Consider the following 18,569-nt stretch of genomic DNA (forward strand, 5'->3'; position numbering starts at 1 on the left):
TACGTCGTGGCCGCGGCTACCGCGACCTGAACTACCTGCTGCTCAAGGCGCAGCGGCTGGCCGCCACCAAGACCCAATTCCTGGTTCTTCAGAAAGCCGCATAGAATGCGCAGTTCACCAGATTCTTGTGCAGAACCGTTTTTACAAAGGCACTACCGGCATGGGCCGATTCAAGAGCATGGAGGAAAGCGGCGTAATCAGCGAAAAACAAAAACAGGAACTGCCCGCGTTTTGCAGGGCAATGGGGCAACAATTAGCCGAACTGGTTAAACAGATTCCTAAGCTCACCGAGCGTGACCTGCGCGAGCTGCCACTGCTGACGTACGGTTCCCAACTGCAAGGTTCCAACAACACGCTGATTGGCAAGAAGGCGATGAAAGAAGTGTTCTTGGTCATCGCTGAAATCGTCGGAAAACATATCGTGGAGCGAAGCGAGAGTAGGTTGAAAGTAGAAAATTCGGCGGGGCGAATTGTGCTGATTTCCCTCTCGCACGACCCGGATGTCTCGATTCAAGAAGTCGTGGCTGACCGTACGCACCACAGGGTCGCAATCGAGGTGAAAGGCGGCACGGATGTAAGCAACGCCCACAACCGCGCTGGCGAGGCGGAGAAGTCACACCAGAAGGCCAAGAGATTTGGGTTCCCTGAATTTTGGACGGTGATTTCCAAGAAAGGCTTGGAAATATTCAAACTCCAAAACGAATCGCCAACAACTAACCACTGGTTTGACGTGACAGAGATTCTTGCGCGACATGGCAAGGATTGGGAGAATTTTCGCCAGCGCTTGGCTGGCGCGGTTGGCATACCTGTGAGGGACCAAAGAACACCCACTGCTGGATCACCAAAGTAGCTTTCCGCGGTAAGTATCCTCCGGCAGAGCCGGAGGCTTTACGGGTCGCGGGCCCCTCAAAGGGGCCTGATCGCGACCCAAAGTCAAAACCGCTCGCTCCAGGCAGTACGGGTGAAAGCTGTGCGCTTGCAAAACCGCCACGCACAAGATTTATTGTGAGTCTTCCCGGCACTGACGTGTCGGGCTAGGTTCTGTCGCTCGCTTCGCGAGCTCACGACTCTGCACACGCGAGGGCGCTCGTGCCACAGGGACAGGTGGGAGCGGGAAGGCGAGAAACCCCCATAGATCAATTAAAATTTGCCGCGGCGGTCATTGTTTTTCAACCGTCCTGCCGGACTGACTGAGTTTTGGGATGCTAACCCAGCGATTAATCGCTGGGCTGCCATCAAGCGTCCCGGAGGGACGCGCGATCAAGGTCCGATATGCCGCATGTTCTCGTCGGCAACGGCAACAAGATGAGGAAAGCGTGGGCCTGCTCCCCGTGTGCCACAGGGACAGGTGGGAGCGGGAAGGCGAAAACTCCGGACCCTGTCTCGCGCGTTGATCCGCTCAGTGCAGGCTCCTCCCAGGCGAGACAAGGGTGGGGCAACCGCAGCATTTGTTTTGACGGAAAGGGGTGGGCCAACCCCCAAGTTTCTATGCATGGGGAATGCGTGGGCCCTCCAGGTTATTGAAGATGCGGGGACAACGGTTATGATGAGAAGCTATGGGCGAAAACGGCTTAGGCCGCGAGGTTCGCTCCGACGCGCGCGTGCGTCTGGAGATGCTTGCCATCGCCGCCGTGCTCGCCGTCGTCGTGCTGGGAGTGTTCTATCTGCTGGTCCCGCCCGATTGGGTGGACATTCCGCATCTCTACCTCTGGACTCTGCCCTCCCTGGTGATCGCCCTGGGAGTAGCTCTGGCCGCCGCTCAGCATCGCCTGGAAAAAAAGAAGGAAGCGTGGGCGGAGATCGCGCACCTGCGCGAGCTGGTCGAATATCGCGAGCGCGAGCGCGATCTGGCGCAGCAAGAGCTGGTGAACCGCATTAACGCCGAGCGCAACCTGGCGCGCGATAAGATGCAGTTTGAGGCACAGCTCGCGGCCTACGAAAAATACGCGGCGCTGGCGCAACTGGCGCTGGGCGCGGCCCACGAGATCAACAATCCCCTGCTCGGGATTTTGTCGCACCTCGAGCTGGAGTGGAAAGCGACGGATGATCCCGAACGGCGCGAGGAGATCGAGCAGTGCATCGCGGGCACCAAGCGCATCTCGTCCACCATTCGCGGGCTGATCAACTACGCGCGTCCCGGCCCGCTGCAGCTCACGAAGATCCATATCGGCCGTCTGGTGGAGGACACGCTGGCGTTCCTGCGCCACCAGCCGATGTTCCGGGCCATCAAGCTGGAGACTCTCATCGCGCACGATTTGCCCGCCATCACCGCCGACTCCAACCAGCTCTCGCAGATCCTGATGAACCTGTTGCTCAACGCGGCGGAAGCCATGCCCGACGGCGGCAGCATCGCCATCGACGTGCACAAACTCAAGTTCACCGAAAGTGTGGAGCTTTCCGTGTCGGACACCGGTAGCGGAATTCCCGCCGATATCCTGCCGCACGTGCTGGAGCCGTTCTTCACCACCAAGCGCGGCAAGGGCACCGGCCTGGGCCTGAGTATCAGTCACGCCTACGCGCGCAGCCACGGCGGGGACATCAAGGTCGAGAGCATTCCCGACCGCGGCACGACCGTGCGCATCGTGCTGCCCATCCGGCAGGAAGGAAAGATTGAAAGGCAGCCGGAGTCGTCGGGCGATCTGGTGGTCGGATGATTGCGGAATCGGGTAATCGGGAAATCGAACCGCACGTTCAGAAGTTTTCCGATTCCGCAGGTACCCGATTACGCAGTTACGGAGTTGAGTAAAACGAGGCGAACGCGATGGCGTATTCGATTCTGGTTGTGGACGACGAGGCGCTAACCCTGCGCACCATCTCGCGGGCGCTGCGCGATGAAGGGTTCGAAGTCTTCCTTGCCACGACCGGCGAAGAGGCGCTGGAAATCTTCGCGCGCGAGCATCCGGCGGTGGTCATGCTGGACGTGGTGCTGCCCGGCATCGACGGCATCGAAGTGCTGCGCCAGATCAAGCGCCAGAGCCCGGGCACGATCGTGGTCATGATGAGCGCCTACCACATGATCGACCGCGCGGTGGAGGCCATGAAGCTGGGCGCACATGACTACCTGAGCAAGCCCTTCCACCTCGCCGACATGGTGAACACCATCCGGCGTGCTCTGGAGATGCTGGCGCTGCGCGTGCGCGTAAGCGAGTCGGTGGAGACGGCGAAGGGCCGCTACGACTTCGGGATGGTGAAAACCATTAATCCGGAGATGCAACACCTGCTGGAAATCTGCGAGAAGGCGGCGCAGTCGGAGCACACGACCATCCTCATTCTGGGCGAGAGCGGAACCGGCAAGGGCGTGCTCGCCAAGGCGCTGCACTATAACAGTCCGCGGGCGCAGATGCCGCTGCTGGAGCTGAACTGCGCGGCCATGCCGGACACGCTGCTGGAAAGCGAACTGTTCGGCTACGAGCCGGGGGCCTTCACCGACGCGCGCCGCCGCAAGGAAGGCCTGCTGGAGCGAGCGCAGGGCGGCACGGTGTTTCTCGACGAGATCGGCAACATGTCGGCCAGCGTGCAGGCCAAGATCCTGCGTGTGCTGGAGGAAGGCACCTTCATGCGGCTGGGCGGGACGCGGCTGATCAAGGTGGACGTGCGCATCATCGCGGCAACCAATAGCAACCTGAAGGACGCGGTAGCGCGGGGGCAGTTCCGGGAAGACTTGTTTTACCGGCTGAATGTGCTGCCGATCACCCTGCCGCCGCTGCGCGAGCGCAAAGAGGACATACTGCCGCTGGCGGTCGCACTGCTGGAGCGCTTTAACAAGGAGATGAAAAAGAGCTTCACCGGGTTCACGCCGGCGGCGGCGGAGCTGCTCAAGCGGCATCTGTGGCCGGGAAATATCCGCGAGCTGAAGAACGTGATCGAACGCACCATGATCCTGGCGCCCGAGGGCGACATTGACGCCGAGTATCTGCCGGAGGAGATTCGCGATTATTCCGAGCCGGTGGAGACGCACGAGCCCTCGCACATGGACCTTTCCCCGACCGGACAGCAGTGGGTCACGCTGCGCGAGTTGGAGGAGCGCTACATCCACGAGGTCCTGACGCTTACGGGAAACAACAAGGCGCAGGCGGCGCGGATCCTGGGTATTCATCCCACCTCGATTCTTCGGCGTCTTAAGAAGGAGCAGGAAGAGGACAAGGTCGAGACGGCGTCAGAATAGGCTTCAGGCGCGAGTTTCAGGCGGAGTTAATATCGCCCTGCTCCACCCGGTTCAAACCCTCGTTTCTTTCAGAGTTTCCGCGAGAAGTTTTGTGTCGTCGGAAATAATCCCGTCAGCTGCCAGGCCGGCGCAGCGGCGCATTTCGCGCTCGTGGTTTACGGTCCAGACAAATACCTTCTTGCCGGCGGAACGAAGCGTCTTCACAATTCCCGGTGTGAGCAGGCGGCGCTCGAGAAACAGCGCATGGATGGGCAGGAGAGTCCACGCGGCAAGTTGGCGGTGCGAGTCGCAGATCAGGCCGAGCGGGAGAGTTTGGTCGGTGGCGTAGAGGCGCTCGATCGCCTGCGGCAGGAAGGACGAGACGAAGTAACCCCGCTGGGGCGGGCACTCGCGCAGCATGGTGGCAACGTCGGCTTCCAGCCCGGTGACCTTCAGTTCGATATCGAGAAAAGCGCGCGGAGCGAATCTTGCCAGGACCTCGGGAAGGCAGGGCGTCCCGGGCGCCAGTTGCTGGTAGCGTGATTCCTCGATGTCGCGGCCGGCGAGGCGTGGGCCGTGGCAGATGACGCAGCGGCGGTCGGCGGTGAGGCGAACGTCGAGTTCGAAGCCGTCGCAGCCGTGCGCGAGAGCGAGTTCGAAGGCGGCAAAGGTGTTTTCGGGAGCATAACGGCGGGCGCCGCGGTGGCCGAGCAGCAACAAGTTAGTCGAGGTCGAAGTCGCGGATGCGCGGCGTGTCGGGCGTTTCCTTGGCCCGCTTGATGGCTTCCTGGAATTTCTTTTCCAGCAGGTCGGCGCTGTTTTTCTGCGCCTGCACGGATTGCTGGAAGAGCGATTCCTTGCGGCTTTCCTGCTCTTTCATGGCGCGCGCGGCTGCTTCCAGATCGGCGAAGGTCTTGGGTTTGACGGCAGCGGTGTGGGCGATAACCGCTTGCGTGGCCGGGTCAACCTTCAGCACCGCGCCGCAGCAGGGGCAGCCGAGCTCGAACGCGGGAGCGGGTTTGGCGGTGTGTTTGGCCATAGGAGAATGATAGCAGAATCGTCGTTGGTCGTTATTCGTTCGCGGCCATGCGCCAGCATTTGCGAACCACCCAGAGCCAACGACCGGGTGTCATTTCGCCCCTACCTGCCACAGCAGGAATCCCAGTTCATCGGTGAGGTCGTCGATCTGCTTATTGATGGCGATGCCGCCGCGGGCGTGACCGGCGCGGGTGTCGTAGTGCAGCAAGACGGGATTGCTATCGCCGTTGTCGGCCTGCAGCAGCGCCGCCATCTTGCGCGCGTGCAGCGGGGCCACGCGCGTGTCGGAATCGCCGGTGACGAACATCACGGCAGGATATTTGGCGCCGGGCTTGACGTTCTGATACGGCGAGTAGGCGCGCAGGTAGTTGAATTGTTCGGCGCTTTCCGCGGCCGATCCGTACTCCGGCACCCAGAAACGAGCGACGAGGAATTTTTCGTAGCGCAGCATGTCCAGCAGCGGATAGTCGCAAATCACGGCGCGGAACAGGTCCGGACGCTGGGTGAGGGCGGCGCCGACCAGCAGTCCGCCGTTGGAGCCGCCGCTGATCGCGAGTTTTGAAGGGTCGGTGTACTTGTGCGCAATCAGCCACTCGGCGGCGGAAAGAAAGTCGTCGAAAACATTCTGCTTGTTCTGCAGCATACCGGCCTTGTGCCACTTCTCGCCGAACTCGCCGCCGCCGCGCAGGTTGGGACGCGCGTAGACGCCGCCGTTCAGCGCCCAGACCGCAGCCGTGGCGGAGAAATTGGGCGTCAGGCTGACGCGGAAGCCACCGTAGCCGGTGAGCAGCGTGGGCAGCTTGCCGTCCGGCACAGTTCCCTTTTTGAAGACCAGGAACATGGGAATGCGGGTGCCGTCCTTGGATTCGTACCAGACCTGCTCGGTCTGAATCTGCTCGGTCGGGATGGGCACGGTGACGCGCGCCCACGCTCTCTGCCTCCCGGTGGAAACGGAATAGCTGAAAATGGCGCGCGGCGTGGAGAAGGAACTGAAACTGTAGAAAGCTTCGTCCTGGTTCCAGCGCCCGCGCACCAAGGCGGCGCCGATCTCGGGAAGCTCGACGTCCCGCACGAACTTGCCGCTGGGATCGAAAACCTTGATATGGGTCACCACATTTTGCAGGTAGGTCACAAACAACTTGCCGCCGGCGGCGACGCAATCTTCGATCGGCGAAGCGCTCTCGGCAATGATGGTCTTCCAATTCGCGCGCGCGGGGTTGCGAAGATCAATGTCGAGGATACGGCCGTTGGGCGCTTCCCAGTTGGTCTTGACGAACAGGTGGTCGTCGGCAATGTCGAAGTCAAATGCGGCGTTAATGTCGTTGACGATGGTGCGAACCGAACCGCCGACCTGCAGGTCCTGGAAGTAGAGTTCAACCTTTTCCGCGGCTGAGCCGTGGCCCACCTGGAAGACAAGATAGCGGCCATCGGGCGACAGGTCCGTGCCGATATATTCGCCGACGCCGTACTCGTGGCCGAAGATTTCCTTGTCGGCGGCGGCGTCGGTTCCCATGATGTGCATATAGACGCGCGGACCGATGCCCGGCGTGTATTTAGCGTAGTACATCGTCTTGTGGTCGGGCGCGATGTCAAAGCTGCCATAGCGCGCGGCGGGGAAAGTGTCGGGCAAGGGACGGCGGCTGCTGACCTCGAGAATGGCAACAGTGGTTTCGTCGGCGCCGCCTTTGCGCAGTCCGTAGGCGAGCAGCTTGCCGTCCTCGGAGCCGCCTTCGATGACCACCGAAGTGCTGGCGTCGGGCGTGAGCGTGTTGGGGTCCACCAGCACGGTTTCCTTGCCTTTTTCGCGCACGCAGAGCATGTCCAGGTTCTGGTCGGCATGGCGGCGCAGGTAGAAGTAGCGGTCGCCGCGGCGAACCGGCGTGTTGATGCTGTCGATCTTCATCACCTTGGCGATCTGTTCGCGCAACGCGGCGCGGCCGGTGTAAGCGGAGAGGACTTTCTGCGTGTAGGAGTTCTGGGCGTCAATCCAGGCGCGCGTCGCCGGGCTGTTCTGATCCTCGAGCCAGCGGTAGGGATCCTTGATGGCGACCCCGAAGTAGGTGTCGGTGGCGTCGTGAACCGGAGTGGCCGGCGGCTTGGGCGCTTGCTGGTCGGCGGCGAACAGCGACGCGCCCGTGACAGTGATGACGACGATGAAGCGACTGACGCGGGACAATGGCATGAGCAAGGTCCTCCGAGGTGGGAACGCAAGATGATACCAGAGGCTTACAGTCTATCGGTGTATCGACGACACGCTATCTGAGCCGGATTTGTTGGCTCGGCCACGGTCACAAACGGGAGGAAGTCACGTTATACTCGCGCGCATGGCGTGCCACGAACTGTTGCAGTTGCGCAAGCAGGCAACGAAGCTCAAGAGTCAGATTGACGAACAGCGCAAAAAAGCGCTCGCCAAGGCAGCGCACATACGCCAGGGGCGGCCGTCAGGCAAGAGCGAGTACGTTCCTTTTCTGCAGCGCAAGCTGAACCGGCTGGCGGAGAGCATCGAGCGCCACATCGCTGAGCACCGATGCCAGGAGTAGGAGGAGAATAAGAAGTCAGAAGTAAGAAGTCAGAAGTAATTCTCCTTCTGACTTCTTCATTTTCAAATCCTTGTTCATCAGGCGACGGCGCCCTTGCGGAATGACCGGACGGCCTTGTCCTCGCCATCGAAGACTTCAAAGACGGTCAGCAGCTTGGTGACCTGGAGCAGTTCGCCGACGCGGTGCGTCAGGTTCGCCAGCTTGATCGTGCCGCCGCCGCTGCGGGCGGAGGTGAAAAGGCCGACGAGCGTGCCGAGGCCGCCGCTGTCGATATAGTTCACGTCCGCCAGATTGATGACGATGTCCCTGGAGGTCTTCAGCAGTTCCTTGACGGTCTCGCGCAGCATGAGCGATTCGTCGCCAAAGATGATGCGCCCATGGCAGTCCACCACGGTAATGCCGTCAATCATGCGGGTGCCGAGCTTCAGAGTCATACCACACCTCCACCGCAAAACCCGAGCGGCAAAAATGTAGCCCTCCCCGGGGCGGAATGCAAGAGGAGAGGGTTGCAAGTCGTGAGTCCCGAGTTTTGATTCCCGAGATGGATTTTGCCCGCGATAAAACGAATTCCAAACACAGGAGGCTGGTTCTAGCTCTGTAGTTGTTGTCGTTTGTATACTGCCTGCAGCGGAGGCGCTTATGCGCGAGCGCGCGCCCTGGTGGGTGTGGTTCCTGGCCTCGACCTTTGTCCTGTACGGCGCCTTCGCGCTCTATGTAAACCTCTTCGGACCTGAACCGATCGGGGCTACTTTTGATTTCCCGCAGAAACGGATGGTCCTGCTCACCATCGAGCCCGGTGGACCAGCCGACCGAGCCGGGCTGCGCGCCGGCGACGTCCTGATCAGCGCTGACGGGATTCCTTTGCGAAGCCTTATGGGCTGGGTCGCTGCGCGGACGCAGGTGGAACTCAACCAGCCGCAGCTGCTGCAGGTGGAGCGCGCCGGGAAGCGATTCTCGGCGCAACTGATCGCCATCCAGCACGTGCGCAAGGTCGCCACAATCCCCGGCTTCATGTTCCCGTTCGTCGTAGCCGCGAAGTTGGTAACCATCGTGCTGGTGTTCCTTATCCTCTGGCAGCGGCCGCGCGACAAAGTGGCGCTTCTTGCTGCCTGGTCGCTGGCCTGCTGGGCCGGCGCCACGGCCATCCTCAACACCGGGATGGCAGCCACCTTGCGACATCTGCCTCCGGGGACGGGCCTGCTGATGGCGCTGCCCTTTTACTGCAACACCTTCTTGATGGCGGCCATTCTCTTCACCTTCTGTGCCATGTTTCCGCGCCGGCTGTTCCGTTCACCCTGGCCCTATGTAGCAGCGTGGGCGCCCTTGCTGACCTTGGCGGTCCTCTCGCTTCCGTTTTGGTACTCGGTGGCGTACCGCCCGGAAGCGTTGCGGGACAACGTGCCGGATTGGCTGTGGCGAGCCGCGATGAGGATCTTCCTGTTGACCGCCGCCGCGGCCATCGTCGCGCTGATCATGAATTACCGGCGCCTCAAAGACATTAACGAGCGCCGGCGGGTCCGGGTCGTGGTTGCCGGAGTTGCTCTTTCCTGGATTGTGTTAATTCCGTTTCTAATTGCCTTCGATGTGGACCCCAATCATCCCGTGGCTCGGGTCTTTGCCAATCCCGTGCTCGGACCGCTGCTCATCCTGCTCATGCTGGCATCACCCGCCTGCATGACCTACGCCGTGCTGCGCCATCGCGTCTTCGACGTGAGCGTCATGATTCGCCAGGGATTGCAGTACGCGGTGGCGCGCCGGGCGCTGCTGGCGCTGGCGCCGCTCATGACCGTGCTCCTGGTAGCCGACCTGATGACCCACCGACAGCAAACGGTCGGGCAAGTGGTGGGCGAGCGCGGGTGGATTTACATCGTGCTCGGCAGTCTGGCGGCGTTCGCCCACACCCAGCAGGACAAATGGCTGGCCGCGCTGGATCGCCGCTTTTTCCGCGAGCGCTATGATGCGCAGCGCTTGTTGCGCGAAGTTTTGGACGATGTGCACGGAGCGGCGAACGTGGAGGCGGTAACGTCCACGGTTACGGCAAAGATCGAAGCAGCTCTGCATCCCGAGTACGTGACGTTGCTGACGCGTGAGGCGGCAGAGCCGGCATATCGGCCGGTGGCGTGCGCGCCAGCCTCGGCGACGCCGTCACGCATGGACGCAGAAGCCAAGCTGATTGGCATTCTGCGACTGCTGGCCAAACCGCTGGAGATCGCCAGCGGAGAATCGAGCTGGCTCAGGGACCAACTGCCACCCAGCGAGACGCAGTGGCTGCACAGCGCGCGCGTGGACCTGATCATTCCGGTGGCGCTATCGCTCGGGCAGCGGGAAATGCTGCTGATGCTCGGGCCTAAACGGTCGGAAGAGCCGTATAGCGGAGAGGACAAGGAGTTCCTGCTGTCGCTGGCGGGCAGTTTGCGGCTGTTGCTGGAGCGGCCGGCCGTCAGCGTGCCCGCCGACTATGCATTCCACGAATGCCCGCAGTGCGGCTGGTGTAGCGGGCCGGAGTCGTCGGTATGCGCTCAAGATGGTGCGCCACTAACAGTAGTGGCGGCGCCGCGCTTGCTTGCCGGCCGCTATCGCCTCGACCGACGTATCGGGCGTGGCGGCATGGGCGCGGTGTACGCGGCGCGCGATACCGCGCTGGAGCGCGACGTCGCCGCCAAGCTGATCCGTGAGGAATTGATCGGCAGCACCAGCGCAGCGCAGCGCTTCCGGCAGGAAGCCCAGGCGGCCGCCGGCTTTTCGCATGCGAACGTGGTTACCATCTATGACTACGGCCTGGCCGGTTCGCGCGCCTACCTGATCATGGAGCTGCTGCACGGCTGTTCGCTGCGCGAGGAAATCCAGCGCGCAGGACGCCTGCCCGCCGAGCGGGTGCTTGGGCTTTTTGGCGGCGTCTGCGCTGCTGTGGAAGCCGGTCATCGACGCCGGCTGATCCACCGCGACTTGAAACCGGAGAACATTTTCCTGGCGCGTAGCGACGATGGCGAGGTCGCGAAAATCCTCGATTTCGGCTTGGTTAGGACCGTCACCGAAGACACCCAGGTCACGCGCGAGACTGGAGCGGGCATGGTCATAGGCACACTCCCCTACATGGGCCCCGAGCAAATGCGGGGCTGCGTTCCCACTCCGGCCTTTGACCTGTGGGCGCTGACCGTCGTGATCTACGAGTCGCTGACGGGGCAATTGCCGTTTCCCATAGGGGATTCACCGCAATGGCAGGCGTTGCTTGGCGGACGCTTTACGCCCGTGGCGACTCACCTGCCGGGAGCGCCAGGGTCTTGGCAGGAATTTTTCACGCGCAGCTTGGCGCCGGAACCAGAGCGGCGTCCGCAATCGGCGACAGCGTTGTTCACGGAGTTGGAGCGCGCGCTAGCGGGGCGGGCGACGGCCTTGAGTGTGAAATAGACTTTCGGCGCCGCCACGCTGACTCGCCTAATCACGAGAGCAGGTGCGGCAACTTCCAAATGGAATCTCCCAAAGATTTTATGAGACTGGGTGTAGCGAGGTGTTTCCCGCTCACCACTCACAACTCAGACCTCACCAGCGATAACTGATAAAATCGGATTCCCGATGGCCTACCAGGTCCTGGCACGCAAATACCGGCCGCAGCGCTTCTCCGACGTGATCGGGCAGGAGCACGTCACGCGCACCCTGAAGAACGCCATCGAGCGGGGGCGGATTGCACACGGATACATTTTCAGCGGGCATCGCGGGATCGGCAAAACCACGGTGGCGCGAATCCTGGCGATGGCGCTGAATTGCCGCTCGGCAGACCACCCGGTGGCGGAGCCGTGCGGGGTGTGCGAGTCGTGCACCGAGATTCGCGCCGGGAATGCCGTGGACGTCATCGAGATTGACGCCGCCACCAACCGCGGGATTGACGAGATTCGCGAGCTGCGCGAGGCAGCGCGCTATCGCCCGGCCCGCGACCGGTTCAAGATCTGGATCCTCGATGAAGCGCACCAGATTACCGACGCCGCGTTCAACGCGTTGCTGAAAACGCTGGAAGAGCCCCCCAGCCACGTCATTTTCATGTTGGCGACCACGCAGCCGGAGGACATTCCGCAAACCATCCGCTCGCGCTGTCAGCACTTCAGCTTTCACGCCGTGCGCTTTGACGAGATCGTGAAGCAGTTGCGCGACATCGCCTCGCTGGAGCGGGTCTCCGCCGACGACAACGCCCTCGCCATGCTGGCCGAGGCCGGCGACGGCTCCATGCGCGACGCGCTCTCCATCATGGACCAAGCGATTGCCTGCTGCGGCGAGCGGCTGACCGCGGACATGGTGCGGCAGTTGGTGGGCGCGGTGCCGTCGGAAATCCTGGAAAGACTGATGAACGCGGTCGCGGGGAATTCCGCCGAGGATGTGCTGCAGCAAGTGGACCGGCTGCTCACGGAGGGTCACAACCCAGCGCACTTCGCGCGCCAGATGGCGCGCTTTCTGCGCAATGCGATGGTGGCGAAGGTGGCGGGAACCGAGTCGCCACTGCTGCAGATTTCAGCGGACGAGCGGGCGCGGGTTGGGCGCGTGGCCGAGCAGTTCAGCGAAGAAGACCTGGCCCGCTTTCTACAGATCATGCTGCGGACGCACAGTGAGCTGGGATACAAGCAGGAGCAACGTTTTCATCTCGAGTTGGGATTGCTGAAGTTGGTGCACGCCCAGCGGCTGTTGCCGTTGGAGCAGATCTTGAGCGAAGCGCAGCCCACGCCAACTGTTGTGCGGGCCTCTGACCCGCGTACCCGGATCGGAGACGCGGGCCGCGCCGGAACTAGTCGCGCCGGTTCAGGTTCAGCCGGCACGTCCCAGCCGTCGCCGTTCGAGATCGATCGGGCGAGGAAGAGTGCGGCATCGCCCGAATGGGATCCGCCGCGGACGCCAAAGTCACAGACTAGTGGCGCGCCGGATGGAACTTCCACGGTTCGCGGCGGCGGACATGCGGTGGAGTACCAGGCGGCGACTGCCGAACCGGCGGTAGCGGTGGAGAGCGCGCCGGAGTCGTTGGAAGAGGTTTCCGCTGAGGTGGTGCGCAAGGCAGTCCTGAGCGCGCTGGAGAACGCCGACTTTCGGGCACTGGGGTCCAGCATCCTTGAGCCTGGTACCTATACTCTGGAGGGCGCTACGCTGGTGTTCAAAGTGTCGGTCACGCAGACGGTGGCGGACATGTCGATGAACGCCGAGGCCCAGCGCGTGGCGAACCAAGCGGCCAGCAGCGCCGCGGGGCGTCCGATCAAAGTGAAAGTGGTGGGTGGTGCGGCCACCAATGGCGGAACGCGACCGGCGCCTCGTCCGACGAATGGTCCGGGAGCGCGCCGCCGCGCCGCCGATGATCCCGTGGTGCGGCGCATGCAGGAGAAGTTCAGCGCGCAGATACGTACGGTCATTGATCATCGGGAGAGGAAGTAACGAGTTGCGAGTTCCGAGTCGCGCGCGTCGTAAACTGGAACAGCAACGGCGTTAACTCAGAAGCGAAACTCGCAACTCATAACTCACACTCATAACTCGGAACTCATATGGTCGGATTCAATCCAAAACAGCTTCAGGAATTAATGTCGCAGGCCAAGCGGCAGTACGACGACCTGCAACGCAAGATGCAGGAGATCGTAGTCGATGCCTCCTCCGGCGGCGGCTCGGTGACGGTGAAGATGAACGGGCAGAAGCACGTGATCTCCATCACCATTGACCCGGAGACGGTGAAGTCCGGCGACGTCGAGATGCTCCAAGACCTGGTGACCGCCGCGGTCAACGCCGCCGCACACAAGGTGGACGAGCAAATGCAGTCCACGGTCGGCGGCATGCTCGGTGGGATGGGAATGCCGTTTTAATTTGCTAATCTGGTAATCGGGTAATTGGATGATTTCTCGAGTGCGCGGATAAGCTTGAATTCCGGGTCTGCACTCGAAGTACCGAAGCGCCTGAATTACCAAATTACAAAGTCACGAAATTACTAAATGACCAAGTTTGCCGAGCCGATGGCTCGACTAATTGACGAGTTGATGAAGCTGCCGGGCATCGGCGCCAAGAGCGCGCAGCGGCTGGCGTTTCACATCCTGCGCTCCAGTGACGACGACGCAGAGGCCTTGGCTGGCGCGGTGCGCGACATCAAGGCCCGGCTGCGGCTGTGTTCGGTGTGCAACAACATTACCGACGTCGATCCCTGCTCCTATTGCAGCAGTGCCACGCGCAACCAGCGCCTGGTGTGCGTGGTCGAGGAGCCCACCAATATCGCCGCCATCGAAAAGACACGGCAGTACAACGGCGTCTACCACGTCCTGCACGGATCCGTCTCTCCGCTGCACGGGGTAGGGCCGGAGCACCTGCGCATCTCCAACCTGGTGCGGCGGATTGATGCCGGCGAGGTGGACGAGGTCATCCTGGCGACCAACCCCACGGTTGAAGGCGAGGCCACGGCGGTTTACCTGTCGCAGCAGATCAAACGGCCTGGAGTGCGGGTCACGCGCATCGCCACCGGCATTCCCGCTGGCAGCGACATCGAATACGCCGACGAGGTCACCATGCTGAAGTCCCTCGAGGGGCGACGGGAAATCTGAGAGGCAGGCTTCAGGCGGGTAGTCGCCGGACTTCAGGCGTCAGGAATGTAATCCTCACAAATGACCAAGATCCTTCCGCGCGCTGTGCAAAACATGTGACATTTAGTTGCATTGCGGGGACAGCTTGTCGATCTTGCGAATGACTCCCGTCCCTGTTTTCATTTACTTACGAGCCATGCCATAGGCGATTCATCAATCTTGTACTGGCACGCCGCGTGCACGTACCAAGGCATCATATCCCGCTCCGAGCCGGGGCGGGCAACAGTTTCTTAACGGGAATGGCGGGTCACCCAAACCGCGACCTTACTTGCTCGCCGTCCCTGCCGCCGCGGTTGTAAACGCAACCTCGGCGGTCAAGAAGAAAGGCCGGGCGAACCAGCCCGGTTTTTCTTTTTGGGCCCGGCAGTTCTTCCGTTTCTCGGGAGTGATCTGGTTAGCCGCGCAGCTTCGCCAGCAAGTCCTGCGGGTGTACGGGCTTGGCGAGGATCTCGAATTCGTGACCTTGCAAACGGGCGCTCTCCAGCAAATCCGCGGTGGCGGCCTGTCCCGAAAACAGCAGGATTTTGCAAGCGGGGAGAAATTTGCGGATGTTGATGGCCGCCTCAATGCCATTCATGTCAGGCATGATGACGTCGCTGATGATGAGATCGGGCTTAACCCTGCGGGCGCGCTCTACCGCCGCCGTCCCGGTATAGACCGCCGACGCGTCGAAACCATGTTGGTTGAGGATGATGGCCAGTGTGTCGGCGATGACGTGCTCGTCATCTACCACCAGCACCTTAGGCTTGCCCTTCGTACCCGTCATCCGAGACGTTGCCTCTCTGTAGGATACACGCTCCCGGCCCATACGATAGTCGGGCGCCGCAGCTAGTGCAAATTTCAATTATAGCAATCGCTCGGCAGCGGCCGGCGATCAGGAATCGGCAACTCTGCCACCGGCCGGATGACTGCGCCCAAACGACTACTCGGTCGCGGAACGGGTTGCAAGGTCGCGGCGAACGAAGTAGGCTTCTGGCAACTCCGGTCGGGTGTCCGGAGGGTCCTCGGTGTCCCACGCCTCAGGGAGCAGATACCATGTCCTCGATGCCGGCCACGTTCCTCGCCACTGACGGCGCCACCGCCCCGGCGCTGCTTTACGTCGAAGGCGCTGAGCAGCGCAACATCCGCATGGAGCGGCTGCCGTTCACCATCGGGCGCAAGACCGACAAGGATCTGGTGATCCCGGACTCGCGGGTATCGCGCGACCACGCGCAGATCATCTGTGAGGACGGCGAGTATTACGTCGTGGACCAGAACAGCCGGCACGGGACGTTCGTCAACGGCATCCGCTGCGAGCGTCATAAGCTGACACGCAACGACCGCATCGACTTCGGGGCGCGGGACGGCGCTTATGTGGTCTTCGACCCCGACCGCCCGCACACCAGCTCGGCCGCCGAATTTCTCAGCCAGATTTCCATGATGCCGGGCTCCACCGGCAGTTCCGACCTGGAAAAACTGCGGCTCTTCCTGGAAGCGGCGCGCAAACTCAACACCACCGGCGTGCTCTCCGACGTGCTGATGACGCTGCTGGACTCCACCCTGAAGCTGACCAAAGCGGAGCGCGGCTATGTCTTCCTGCGCGGCGCCGACGGCGACCTGCGATTGACTGCCGGACGCAATGCCAAGGGTGAAGCGCTGATGGACGACAGCACGATTTCCCGGTCCATCCTGGAGGAGGCGGCCAATACGGCCTCCGAGTTCATGGTGAGCGATACCAGTTCGTCCTCCGATCTGGCGGGACGCAACAGCATCATCGCCTATGACCTGCGGACCGTGATCGCGATCCCGCTGCGGCGCACGCAAACCCTGTTCACGGAAAAATCGACGGACGATGACGCCCGGCGGATGGTGCGCGGCGTGTTGTACCTGGACAGCCGGTTTGCCTCGCGCGACATCTCCGCCGTCGGCCACGATATCCTGCGCGCGATCGCCACGGAAGCTGCGGCGCTGGTGGAAAACGCCTACCTGGTGCAGGCCGAAGAAGCGGCACGGCGATATCAGCAGGAGTTGACCATCGCCGCCTCCATCCAGCAGCGGCTGATGACGGTGTCGATCCCGAACGTTCCCTTCGCCTCGATCAAGGCAACCAACCTGGCTTGCAAGGACGTCGGGGGCGATTTCTTCGACGTCGTCATGACCGAACACGGCTTGGCGGTGCTGGTGGCCGATGTTTCCGGCAAGGGCATTTCGGCGGCGCTGCTGGCCTCGATTCTGCAGGGCATGATCTATTCGCAACTCATTGCCAACATGCCGCTGGCCGAGATTGTCAGCACCGCGAACGCGTTCTTGTGCCGCAAGGTCATGGGGCAGAAATACGCCACCCTGTTGCTCTGCCGCTTGACGCTCGACGGCGAGCTGGAGTACGTGAATTGCGGACACGTGCCGCCCGTGCTGGTGGCCGGCGGCGCCATCGAGCGGCCGAGGTCCGGCAACGTACCGGTGGGCCTGCTGTCTGGGGCGGAGTTTGAGTGCGCGAAAATCAAGCTCCAGCCGGGCGGGCGCTTCGTCATGGTGACCGATGGCGTGACCGAGGCGGAAGACGCGCAGGGAGAATTCTACGGCGACGAGCGGCTGGAGGAGTCCGCGAACTCCGATTCACCCTACGACTCCATCTTTTCCAGCGTGAAATCATTCTGCGGTGACACGCCCCTGAGCGACGACTGCACCATCCTGGAGCTGCTCTATAAGGGGCCGCTTGGCGCCTCGGCCGATCAATGATGCGCGTGCAAAAGGCGGTTGTGCATGGACCGAGGAGCCGATAGACCGAGAGACCGGCGAACGTTAGACTGACCGACGCATGCCTGCGGCGCCAGAGCTCTGTAAACTCACTCTCAGCGAAGCTGCGCCGCTCGTCTGCGCAAGAACAGTCTCCCCAGTCGAGCTGACGCAAGCCTGCTTGGGGCGGATCGAAAAACTCGGCCCGGTTCTGAATGCTTTCATCACCGTCACCGGCGAACACGCCCTGGAGCAGGCGCGCGCCGCCGAGCGGGAGATCGCCCATGGCCGCTACCGCGGGCCGCTGCACGGCATACCGATCGCGCTTAAGGACCTGATCGACACCGCCGGGGTACGCACGACCGCCGCCAGCGCGCTCTTTCAGGACCGCGTGCCGACCGAGGACGCCACCGTGGTGCGCCGGTTGAAGCGCGCCGGCGCGGTGCTGCTGGGTAAGACCAACCTGCACGAGTTCGCCTACGGTGGCAGCGGCACCGTCAGCTACTACGGCGCGGTGCGCAATCCGTGGGCGCTGGAGCACATCACGGGCGGGTCGTCATCGGGTTCGGCGGCGGCGGTAGCGGCGGGTATGTGCTTCGCCGCGCTGGGCACCGATACCGCCGGCTCGATCCGCTTGCCGGCGTCGTGCTGCGGGGTTGTCGGGCTGAAGCCGACCTACGGACTGGTGAGCGCGCGCGGGGTGATTCCACTCTCCCGCTCCTACGATCACGTCGGCCCGATGACGCGCAACGTGCGCGATGCTGCCATCGTGCTGCAGGCGATTTCCGGCTACGACGCCGGCGATATCTCCAGCCGCGAGATGCCAGAAGAGGATTATGTGGCCGCGCTGGACGCGGACACGTCATCGCTGCGGCTGGGCATCGTGCGGCAATATTTCTTTGACGACCTGGAACCCGATGTCGCCGCCGCCATGAACAATGCGCTGCAGGTGTTGGAAACCCTCACCGCCAGCCTGAGCGACGCCAGCATGCCAATCGATACTGATCGCACGGTGCAGTTGGCGGAGATTTACGCCTATCACGGGCAATTCCTGGGCGAACGCGCCGGCCTCTACCAGCCGGAGACGTTGCGGCGCATCCAGCGCGGGGAGACGATTGCGGCCACGGATTACATCCTGAAGCGAAACGAACTGGAACATTTGCGCCGTGGCGCCAAAGACCTGTTTTGCGATTACGATCTGCTGGTGACGCCCACCTCGCCGGCGCCCGCGCCCAAGTTGTCTGAACTCCAGGCCAACCCCGACGATCTGCGCCGCCGCGAACTGGTCTTGCTGCGCAACACGCGACCGTTTAACGTGCTGGGCCTGCCGGCAGTGTCGGCGCCGTGCGGATTCACCCGCGCCGGGCTGCCCGTCGGGTTGCAGATCGCCGGCGCGCCCGGCCACGATGCCCGCGTCCTGCAACTGGCGCATGCCTTCGCGCAGGCGACGGAATGGCACAAGCACATTTGTAATTTGTAATTGGCAATAATTGGTAATTTGCAATTTGCAATTGCGGTACTCTCGTGGTGTCGCGACCGATT

General features: G+C 62.3%; 15 protein-coding genes. 10 read left to right on the forward strand and 5 right to left on the reverse strand.

All coding sequences use genetic code 11. From position 1 onward, the window contains the following. Window positions 1–127: 127 nt before the first annotated feature. The 3 genes from LAN64_15885 to LAN64_15895 all read left to right on the forward strand — a co-directional run bounded on the left by LAN64_15885 (window position 128) and on the right by LAN64_15895 (window position 4,165). Window positions 128–850 carry an XcyI family restriction endonuclease gene (locus tag LAN64_15885; protein MBZ5569318.1) on the forward strand — a complete coding sequence of 241 codons (723 nt, stop codon included), beginning with the start codon at window positions 128–130 and terminating at the stop codon, window positions 848–850. 706 nt (window positions 851–1,556) lie between these two features. Further along, complete coding sequence (locus LAN64_15890; GenBank protein ID MBZ5569319.1) at window positions 1,557–2,654, forward strand: hypothetical protein; 1,098 nt, start codon at window positions 1,557–1,559, stop codon at window positions 2,652–2,654. 107 nt (window positions 2,655–2,761) lie between these two features. Next, complete coding sequence (locus LAN64_15895; protein ID MBZ5569320.1) at window positions 2,762–4,165, forward strand: sigma-54 dependent transcriptional regulator; 1,404 nt, start codon at window positions 2,762–2,764, stop codon at window positions 4,163–4,165. Between the two features lie 51 nt (window positions 4,166–4,216). Here the strand turns inward: LAN64_15895 and LAN64_15900 are convergent, their stop codons facing one another. The 3 genes from LAN64_15900 to LAN64_15910 all read right to left on the reverse strand — a co-directional run bounded on the left by LAN64_15900 (window position 4,217) and on the right by LAN64_15910 (window position 7,364). Beyond that, a complete protein-coding gene (locus LAN64_15900) occupies window positions 4,217–4,864 on the reverse strand; it encodes a glycerophosphodiester phosphodiesterase (protein MBZ5569321.1) in 648 nt (215 codons plus the stop codon). Between the two features lies 1 nt (window position 4,865). Continuing rightward, window positions 4,866–5,183, reverse strand: a complete 318-nt coding sequence (locus LAN64_15905; protein MBZ5569322.1) for a hypothetical protein — start codon at window positions 5,181–5,183, stop codon at window positions 4,866–4,868. 90 nt (window positions 5,184–5,273) lie between these two features. Then, complete coding sequence (locus LAN64_15910) at window positions 5,274–7,364, reverse strand: prolyl oligopeptidase family serine peptidase (protein ID MBZ5569323.1); 2,091 nt, start codon at window positions 7,362–7,364, stop codon at window positions 5,274–5,276. Between the two features lie 142 nt (window positions 7,365–7,506). Between LAN64_15910 and LAN64_15915 the strand changes: the two genes are divergently transcribed. Next, window positions 7,507–7,722: a hypothetical protein gene (locus LAN64_15915; GenBank protein MBZ5569324.1), complete on the forward strand. Its 216-nt coding sequence runs from the start codon at window positions 7,507–7,509 to the stop codon at window positions 7,720–7,722. Between the two features lie 77 nt (window positions 7,723–7,799). Here the strand turns inward: LAN64_15915 and LAN64_15920 are convergent, their stop codons facing one another. Further along, window positions 7,800–8,156, reverse strand: coding sequence for an STAS domain-containing protein (locus LAN64_15920; GenBank protein ID MBZ5569325.1), 357 nt, complete (start codon window positions 8,154–8,156; stop codon window positions 7,800–7,802). Window positions 8,157–8,361: 205 nt separating this feature from the next. Here LAN64_15920 and LAN64_15925 point away from each other — a divergent pair, with 205 nt between their 5' ends. The 4 genes from LAN64_15925 to recR all read left to right on the forward strand — a co-directional run bounded on the left by LAN64_15925 (window position 8,362) and on the right by recR (window position 14,273). Further along, window positions 8,362–11,130: a protein kinase gene (locus LAN64_15925; GenBank protein ID MBZ5569326.1), complete on the forward strand. Its 2,769-nt coding sequence runs from the start codon at window positions 8,362–8,364 to the stop codon at window positions 11,128–11,130. A 165-nt stretch (window positions 11,131–11,295) separates the two neighbouring features. Then, entirely contained in the window at window positions 11,296–13,128 is a 1,833-nt protein-coding gene (dnaX, locus tag LAN64_15930) for a DNA polymerase III subunit gamma/tau (protein ID MBZ5569327.1), read from the forward strand. A 107-nt stretch (window positions 13,129–13,235) separates the two neighbouring features. Next, on the forward strand, window positions 13,236–13,547 hold the full coding sequence (locus tag LAN64_15935; protein ID MBZ5569328.1) for a YbaB/EbfC family nucleoid-associated protein: 312 nt from the start codon (window positions 13,236–13,238) through the stop codon (window positions 13,545–13,547). A gap of 126 nt (window positions 13,548–13,673) precedes the next feature. Further along, window positions 13,674–14,273, forward strand: coding sequence for a recombination mediator RecR (recR, locus tag LAN64_15940; GenBank protein ID MBZ5569329.1), 600 nt, complete (start codon window positions 13,674–13,676; stop codon window positions 14,271–14,273). A 433-nt stretch (window positions 14,274–14,706) separates the two neighbouring features. Here recR and LAN64_15945 read toward each other — a convergent pair whose 3' ends face one another. After that, the gene (locus LAN64_15945; GenBank protein MBZ5569330.1) at window positions 14,707–15,078 is read right to left on the reverse strand and encodes a response regulator; all 372 of its coding nucleotides are present in this window, start codon (window positions 15,076–15,078) and stop codon (window positions 14,707–14,709) included. A 269-nt stretch (window positions 15,079–15,347) separates the two neighbouring features. Here LAN64_15945 and LAN64_15950 point away from each other — a divergent pair, with 269 nt between their 5' ends. Both LAN64_15950 and LAN64_15955 read left to right on the forward strand, forming a co-directional pair. Then, on the forward strand, window positions 15,348–17,030 hold the full coding sequence (locus tag LAN64_15950) for a SpoIIE family protein phosphatase (protein MBZ5569331.1): 1,683 nt from the start codon (window positions 15,348–15,350) through the stop codon (window positions 17,028–17,030). 178 nt (window positions 17,031–17,208) lie between these two features. Then, window positions 17,209–18,507 carry an amidase gene (locus tag LAN64_15955; GenBank protein ID MBZ5569332.1) on the forward strand — a complete coding sequence of 433 codons (1,299 nt, stop codon included), beginning with the start codon at window positions 17,209–17,211 and terminating at the stop codon, window positions 18,505–18,507. The last annotated feature ends 62 nt before the right edge of the window (window positions 18,508–18,569 follow it).

This window comes from Terriglobia bacterium (genome assembly GCA_020073185.1).
Lineage (GTDB): Bacteria > Acidobacteriota > Terriglobia > Terriglobales > Acidobacteriaceae > JAIQGF01.